Raw genomic sequence first — 7,662 nt, forward strand, 5'->3', positions numbered from 1 at the left:
TTGCAATATCCCTAGCAGGAGATTCCTTTTCCATGCAGTTGTACTCGCAACAGCAGATTCAGAATTTATAGAAGTAGGTGACAGGCATGTCTATGAATCAACCGCAATATGATGAGAGTCAGATTCAGGTTCTGGAGGGTCTGGAAGCCGTCCGCAAACGTCCAGGTATGTATATCGGGTCCACAAGCTCCAAAGGCCTTCACCATCTCGTATGGGAAGTTGTGGACAACAGTATCGACGAAGCGATGGCCGGCATATGTGATCACATCGAGGTCATCGTTCACAAGGATAACAGCATTACCGTCGTCGATAACGGGCGGGGCATTCCGGTCGGCGAACATCCCAAGATGAAAAAATCTACGCTTGAAGTCGTTATGACCGTTCTGCATGCAGGCGGTAAATTCGGCGGCGGCGGATACAAGGTTTCCGGCGGTTTGCACGGCGTGGGCGTGTCTGTCGTGAACGCGCTGTCGACCAAAGTGGTCGTGCAGGTCAAGCGTGACGGCCATATCTATCAGCAGGAATACCATCGCGGCGTTCCTCAATACGATATCAAAATCATCGGAGACACCGATGATCACGGTACGACGGTAACGTTCCTGCCCGATCCGGAAATTTTCACCGAGACCACGGAATACGACTACAACACGCTGCTTACCCGGATCAGAGAACTGGCTTTCCTGAACAAAGGCATTGCCCTGACGCTGACGGACGAACGGACGGGCGCTTCCAACTACTTCAAATACGAGGGCGGGATTATCGAATACGTCAAATATTTGAACGAGAAAAAGGAACCGCTCCATGAGCAGCCGATTTACGTCGAAGGCGCGCGCGACATGATTCAGGTCGAAATCGCGCTGCAGTACAACGATAGCTATACGGAGAATATTTATTCTTTCGCGAATAACATCAACACGCATGAAGGCGGTACGCACGAATCCGGCTTTAAGAGCGCGCTGACGCGGATCATCAACGATTATGCCCGCAAAAGCGGCATGATTAAAGACAGCAACGGCAACCTGACCGGCGACGACGTCCGCGAGGGTCTGACGGCCATCATTTCCGTCAAGATTCCGGAGCCCCAGTTCGAAGGCCAGACCAAAACCAAGCTAGGCAACAGCGAAGTGCGCGGCATCGTGGAATCCCTGTTTTCCGAGAAGCTGCAGGAGTTTTTGGGCGAAAACCCTGCCGTATCCAAACGGATCCTCGAAAAAGCGCTGCAGGCATCCCGTGCCCGCGAAGCCGCCCGCAAAGCCCGCGAACTGACGCGCCGCAAAAGTGCATTGGAAATCAGCGCTCTGCCGGGCAAGCTGGCCGACTGCTCCTCCAAGGACGCATCGATCTGCGAGCTGTACATCGTCGAAGGCGACTCCGCCGGCGGCTCGGCCAAACAAGGCCGTGACCGGCACTTCCAGGCGATTTTGCCGATTCGCGGTAAAATTTTGAACGTGGAAAAAGCGAGACTGGACCGCATCTTGTCCAACATGGAGATTCGCGCCATGGTTACGGCCATGGGGACGGGGATCGGCGATGAAGACTTCGATATCTCGAAGGCTCGTTACCATAAGCTGATTATCATGACCGATGCCGACGTCGACGGGGCGCACATCCGTACGCTGCTGCTGACGTTCTTCTACCGGTATATGCGGCAGCTGCTTGAAGCGGGGTACGTGTACATCGCGCAGCCGCCATTGTTCAAGATCGAGCGCAACAAAACGATTCGGTACGCCAATTCGGAGAAGGAGCGCGACGAAATCATCGCTTCCTTCGGCGAAAACGCGAAATATACGATCCAGCGTTACAAAGGTTTGGGCGAGATGAACCCTGAACAGCTTTGGGAAACGACGATGGACCCTGATAGCCGCACCATGCTGCAGGTGACGATCGAGGATGCGATGCAGGCGGATATTTTGTTCGATACCCTGATGGGGGATAACGTCGAACCTCGCCGCGACTTCATCCACGAGCATGCCAAACACGTCAAAAACCTGGATATTTAAATCAAGACAAGAAGGAGCCCGCGCGGCTCCTTCTTTATTTTGCGTATTTTTGCTTATGCCTTCGATTTGCGGCGGCCCTTGGGAGCGGAAATGCGCCCATAAGCGATCGCATATCGCTCAATGCGGCGGTACACGCTTTTGTCCTTGAAAAACTTTTTGAACGGAAAAATGGCCGGGAGCGTGTTCACCTCCAAAATCCATGGATACAAGTTTTTGTCCAGGGCGATGTCCAGACCGATCTCTTTTAACCGCGGGTATTCCTTCTGCAGCTGTTTCCCCGTATCCTCGCCCAGGGCGTACAGCTGTTTTTCAAGCGCGTTGATTTCCTGCCGGGAAGCGTGATCGCTAAGCACCTCATGGAGAAGTTTTGCCGAGCCGCCGCTGTGGTAGTTGGTGATGACTTTGTTTTTGGCCGCCACCCGCGCGATTACGCCCGTCGACTCCCAGGTGCCATGGGGCGTTTTTTGCGTCAAGACCCTGAGGTCGAAGGAACGGTCCTTGTGTTTAAGTTTGGCAATGCCGTGCTGGATAAGATAAACCTTTTTGCCGATCTGATTGCGTACGGCACGGTGAAGATCGTTTAAAGAGCCGAACTCCTCAATGCTGGTACCGTAATGAAGCTTGTATCGTTCGGGGGCCGATGTCCCGTTTTCGATTTCTGCGGAATTTTCGGTTTCCGTAAAACGCTCGGCGCACATCACGCCGTTGCCGTACGTCCCGACATCGGGCTTGATATATACCATCATTTCGTTTTGCAGCATTTCGTTGAGCGCATCCTGCGAGTACTTCATCGTAAGGGGAATATAGGCCGCAATTTGCTTATTCCGCATGAGCACCTTGGTTTTGGCCCATTTGCTCGAAACACGCTGTATGGACAAGTCATCGCATCCTTTCCGTGAAGGTTGTAGTAGGAAGCAGGGGGAACAAAGGCGGTCGAGAATTGTAAAATGCTTCATGGAATGCGTAAAACATAGGACAAGGGAGCAAATGAATGGTATAATATGAAGATATGGATAATTGAAATTTTAGACTCCCGAAACATAAATCCTTTTGCCTATCAGTATATGTCCCGGGCAGGAAGAGGGTAGGGCGAATCCCCAGAACAGAGGCAAGTTGGGCGACCGGTCATCTAAACAAGGCCAAACGTTTAATTGTGCTCTTTTTGTGAAAGTAATATAATAAAGATTAGTGGTTTTTATCTATTTTGGCACATGAAGCGGTACTGCTTTCCCCGTTCGCCGGCGGATTGCGGCTTGCCGTTTTATGCCCGTATGGAAGTAAAAGATTCGTTGATTCTATATAGGCCGTATGCTTGTTTGTTGAGGGAAATGGAGGAGGTCCACCATGGCGGAAGAAAAAAATCCCCAGATTAAGGAGCGGGACATTGGTGTGGAAATGCGCGAGTCCTTTATGGACTATGCGATGAGCATCATTGTGAGCCGGGCTTTGCCGGATGTGCGCGATGGACTCAAGCCGGTACACCGGCGCGTGCTCTATGCGATGTCGGAGCTCGGCTTGTCGCCGGATAAGCCGTTTAAAAAATCGGCGAGAATCGTCGGCGAGGTCATCGGTAAGTACCATCCGCACGGTGACGCGCCTGCTTATGAGACAATGGTCCGCATGGCCCAGGATTTTTCGATGCGCTATATGCTTGTCGAAGGGCACGGCAACTTTGGCTCCATCGACGGAGACGCTCCGGCCGCGATGCGTTATACCGAAGCACGGCTTTCGAAGATCGCCCAGGAGATGCTGCGCGACATTAACAAAGAAACCATTGATTTTACGGAAAACTATGACGGTGAAGAGCTGGAACCCGTCGTGCTGCCTGCGCGGTATCCGAACCTTTTGGTGAATGGCGTATCGGGTATCGCCGTCGGGATGGCGACGAATATTCCGCCGCATAATCTCGGCGAGGTCATTGACGGGGTGCTTGCCCTGATCAAAAATCCCGACATTACTTCACTGGAATTGATGGAATATATTAAGGGTCCGGATTTCCCGACCGCCGGTTATGTCCTCGGACGCCACGGCATCCGCCAGGCTTACGAAACCGGCCGCGGCTCCGTCACGATGCGTGCCAAAGCCGAGATCGAAGAGAACAACGGCAAGGCGCGGATTATCGTTACCGAGCTCCCGTACCAGGTCAACAAGGCCCGTCTGGTCGAAAAAATCGCGGAACTCGTGCGCGAAAAAAGACTGGACGGCATTACCGACCTGCGGGACGAATCCGACCGTAACGGTATGCGGGTCGTCGTCGAACTTCGCCGTGACGTGAACCCGAGCGTTATGCTGAACAATTTGTACAAGCATACGGCGATGCAATCCACGTTCGGCATCAATATGCTGGCGATCGTCAAAAACGAACCGAAGGTGCTGAGCTTAAGGGACGTTTTGAACTACTACCTGGAGCATCAGATCGAGGTTATTCGCCGGCGGACGGAATACGATTTGAAAAAAGCCGAAGCGCGCGCCCATATTCTCGAAGGTTTGCGCGTCGCTTTGGATCATTTGGACGAAGTCATCTCGATTATCCGTTCCTCGCAAACGACCGATATCGCCCGCGATCGTTTGATAGAACGCTTCGGACTGAGCAACGAGCAGACGCAAGCGATTCTCGAGATGCGTTTGCAGCGCCTGACCGGACTGGAACGCGAGAAAATCGAAAATGAATACCAGGAACTGATGGTTAAGATTGCCGAATATAAAGAAATTTTGGCCAACGAGCATTTGGTGCTGGAAATCATCAGCAACGAGCTCATTGAAATCAAAGAGCGTTTTGCCGATGAGCGCCGTACCGAAATTACGATTGGCGAAGAAAGCATTTTGGACGAGGATCTCATTCCGCGCGAGGAAGTGGTCATCACCATTACGCATACCGGCTACGTCAAACGGCTGCCGGCCAATACGTACCGCAGCCAAAAACGCGGCGGACGCGGCGTCGTGGGGATGGATACGAAGGACGAGGATTTCGTCGAGCATTTGTTCGTCACCAACTCCCACCATTACCTGATGTTCTTTACCGATCGGGGCAAGGTGTATCGGCTTAAAGCGTATGAGATTCCTGAGCTCAGCCGAACCGCCCGCGGCACGGCGATCATCAACCTGATCCAGATCGAACAGGGAGAGACGATCAACGCCGTCATTCCGGTGGAGGAGTTCGAAAACGACAAGTACCTGTTCTTTGTAACGCGGAGCGGGATCGTCAAAAAAACGCCGCTTGAGGATTACGTCAATATCCGCAAAGGCGGTTTGATCGCGATCAACCTACGCGAAGATGATTCCCTGATCGAGGTCAAATTAACCGACGGCCAGCAGGAAGTCATCATGGCGACGGCACAGGGGATGTCGATCCGGTTCTCGGAAAACGACGTTCGTTCCATGGGCCGGAGCGCAACCGGCGTCAAAGGGATCACGCTGGATGATGACGATCATGTCATCGGCATGGACGTCGTCGACAAGGATCTGGACACGCTGATCGTTACGGCGAAGGGTTACGGCAAGCGGACGCCTCTGAGCGATTACCGTTCACAAACCCGCGGCGGCAAGGGGATCAAGACGTTGAACGTGACCGAGAAAAACGGTCCGGTCGTAGGCCTCAAGGTCGTAAAACCGGATGAGGATCTGATGATCATTACGTCGAGCGGTACCCTGATCCGCACCAGCATCGACGGCATTTCCATTATGGGCCGTTATACGCAGGGCGTGAAGCTCATCAACATCCGCGAGGACGATGCCGTTGCCACGGTATGCCGCGTCGATAAGAGCGAGGAGCCGGAAGAAGGAGAAGAAGGCGTTGAGTCCGAGGAGACCGGACTGAATCCTTCGTCCGACGCGGAAGCGCCGGGAAATGGAGCAGAAGAGGGAGCGAATTCGGACGCGGACGATTCCTCCGATGAAGCGTAAACGATAGTCGAAAGAGCATGGCTTTTGAGCGATCAGAAGCTGTGCTCTTTTTTGCGTTCAAACCATCTGCATGTAAAAACACTCATTGTTTCATTTACGCCATAAAAAGAGGAACATCCTCGTTTCATAAACTGTTAATAAAGATTGTACAGACCTGCTATACGTAATATAATGGAGTATATTGCCATTATCCATGGATAAAAGTTAGCGAGGGAATCATCGTTATGGCCAGCATATCTATTTCCGAATTGAAACCTGGTATCAAGCTAGAAAAAGATGTACATACACCGCTGGGCGGATTGCTGATGCGCAAAGGCACGGTTCTTCTCCCGCGCGATTTGGATATTTTGCGTGCTTTTATGGTGCCGCAGGTCGAAGTGGATATGGGGGAGACGGAACCCCAAAACGGATTCTCAAACGCTGTGGGCCAGGTCGCGGCCGTAAACGAGCGGGCAGTGGACGAACCGGCATTGCCGACCAAAATGGCCTCTTTTTATGAGGAATACGAAAAATTGATTTCGTTGATGAAAAGCGCTCATCAATCCGTTATTGCCGGGGGGCTGCCGATATATGAGCTTCGCAACCAACTCGAAGCGGCTATCGGACATATCAAGGAATATAATCCGTTGACGTTCGTCCCAAGAACGATGAATGAGTATGACTATATATTCCATAACAGCGTATTATGCGCACTTTCTTCGTATTTGCTTGCCAAATGGAGCGGGCTGCAGCAGAAGGATTGGATGCAGGCCGCGTTTGCGGGTCTTTTCCATGATATCGGAAATGCCAAGATCGATCCGGCGATATTGTATAAACCAAGTCCTCTGACCGTTGCGGAAGCGGAGGAGATGCGCAGGCATACGGCATACGGCTACCAAATCCTAAAAAACGTCAAAGCCATCAACGAAGGCGTCAGGCTTGCGGCGCTTCAGCATCACGAAAAAATCGATGGAACGGGGTATCCGCTGCGGCTTGAGGGCAGCAAAATCCATGTCTACGCAAAAATCGTGGGGATCACGGATATTTTCCATGCCATGACTCTTCGCCGAATTTACCGGAAGGCTCAGTCGCCTTACATCGTGTTGGAGCAAATTCATTCCGAGGCTTTCGGCAAGCTGGATCCGACGCTCGTTCGAATATTTATCCAAAAGGCGACGGAGTTCCACAACGGCACAAAGGTACGGCTTAGTAATCATCAAATCGGGGAAATCGTGTTTACGGACCGAAATCAACCGACGCGTCCTATGGTGTCCATAGGCGGCGAGATTATTAATTTGGCGCAAAAACCCCAATTGTACATTGAAGAAGTTTTATCTTCAAATTAAATAGTTGACATACTTAACGAAGCTGTGTTATATTAATTCTTGTCTTCACAAAGACATGATGAAATAGAATGCAGCTTTTTAAAATGTTTTTCAATAAACTTTCAAAAAAAAGCTTGCATTAAGAAACAAAACATGATATATTATAAAAGTTGCTGCTGAACACAACGGCGACGACGAAAACGAAAAGTTTGATCTTTGAAAACTGAACAACGAGTGAGATACAGGCTTTGCTTGCAAAGCCGATCGCGAAGCAAATCGGTTCATGTCAACTGACTGAATGATTTGCGGAGCACAAATGAGAATTGAATTCTCGTCAGATTCAAAATGAGTCACAAACTTTCTTGGAGAGTTTGATCCTGGCTCAGGACGAACGCTGGCGGCGTGCCTAATACATGCAAGTCGAGCGGACTTGATGAGGAGCTTGCTCCTCTGAT

4 protein-coding genes and 1 rRNA gene are annotated in these 7,662 nt (G+C 51.2%); 4 read left to right on the top strand and 1 reads right to left on the bottom strand.

Annotation, left to right across the window (positions count from 1 at the left end):
- Window positions 1–86 precede the first annotated feature (86 nt).
- Window positions 87–2,000: a DNA topoisomerase (ATP-hydrolyzing) subunit B gene (gene gyrB, locus AC27KL_RS24720; RefSeq protein WP_036710784.1), complete on the top strand. Its 1,914-nt coding sequence runs from the start codon at window positions 87–89 to the stop codon at window positions 1,998–2,000.
- A gap of 53 nt (window positions 2,001–2,053) precedes the next feature.
- Here the strand turns inward: gyrB and AC27KL_RS24725 are convergent, their stop codons facing one another.
- Entirely contained in the window at window positions 2,054–2,878 is an 825-nt protein-coding gene (locus tag AC27KL_RS24725; RefSeq protein ID WP_487171432.1) for a YheC/YheD family protein, read from the bottom strand.
- 466 nt (window positions 2,879–3,344) lie between these two features.
- Between AC27KL_RS24725 and gyrA the strand changes: the two genes are divergently transcribed.
- The 3 genes from gyrA to AC27KL_RS24740 form a co-directional block, all read left to right on the top strand.
- Complete coding sequence (gyrA, locus tag AC27KL_RS24730) at window positions 3,345–5,903, top strand: DNA gyrase subunit A (protein ID WP_487171433.1); 2,559 nt, start codon at window positions 3,345–3,347, stop codon at window positions 5,901–5,903.
- Between the two features lie 224 nt (window positions 5,904–6,127).
- Window positions 6,128–7,228 (top strand): HD-GYP domain-containing protein, encoded by a 1,101-nt coding sequence (locus AC27KL_RS24735; RefSeq protein ID WP_487171434.1) that lies wholly within the window; start codon window positions 6,128–6,130, stop codon window positions 7,226–7,228.
- 338 nt (window positions 7,229–7,566) lie between these two features.
- Window positions 7,567–7,662: ribosomal RNA gene (locus tag AC27KL_RS24740) — 16S ribosomal RNA — on the top strand; the annotation flags it as partial.

Source organism: Paenibacillus sp. YAE3, assembly GCF_057546105.1.

What these genes read in the sequence shown, in the direction of transcription:
- gyrB (WP_036710784.1), top strand. Translation starts at nt 87, where the DNA reads ATGTCTATGAATCAACCGCAATATGATGAGAGTCAGATTCAGGTTCTG.
- gyrA (WP_487171433.1), top strand. Translation starts at nt 3,345, where the DNA reads ATGGCGGAAGAAAAAAATCCCCAGATTAAGGAGCGGGACATTGGTGTG.
- AC27KL_RS24735 (WP_487171434.1), top strand. Translation starts at nt 6,128, where the DNA reads ATGGCCAGCATATCTATTTCCGAATTGAAACCTGGTATCAAGCTAGAA.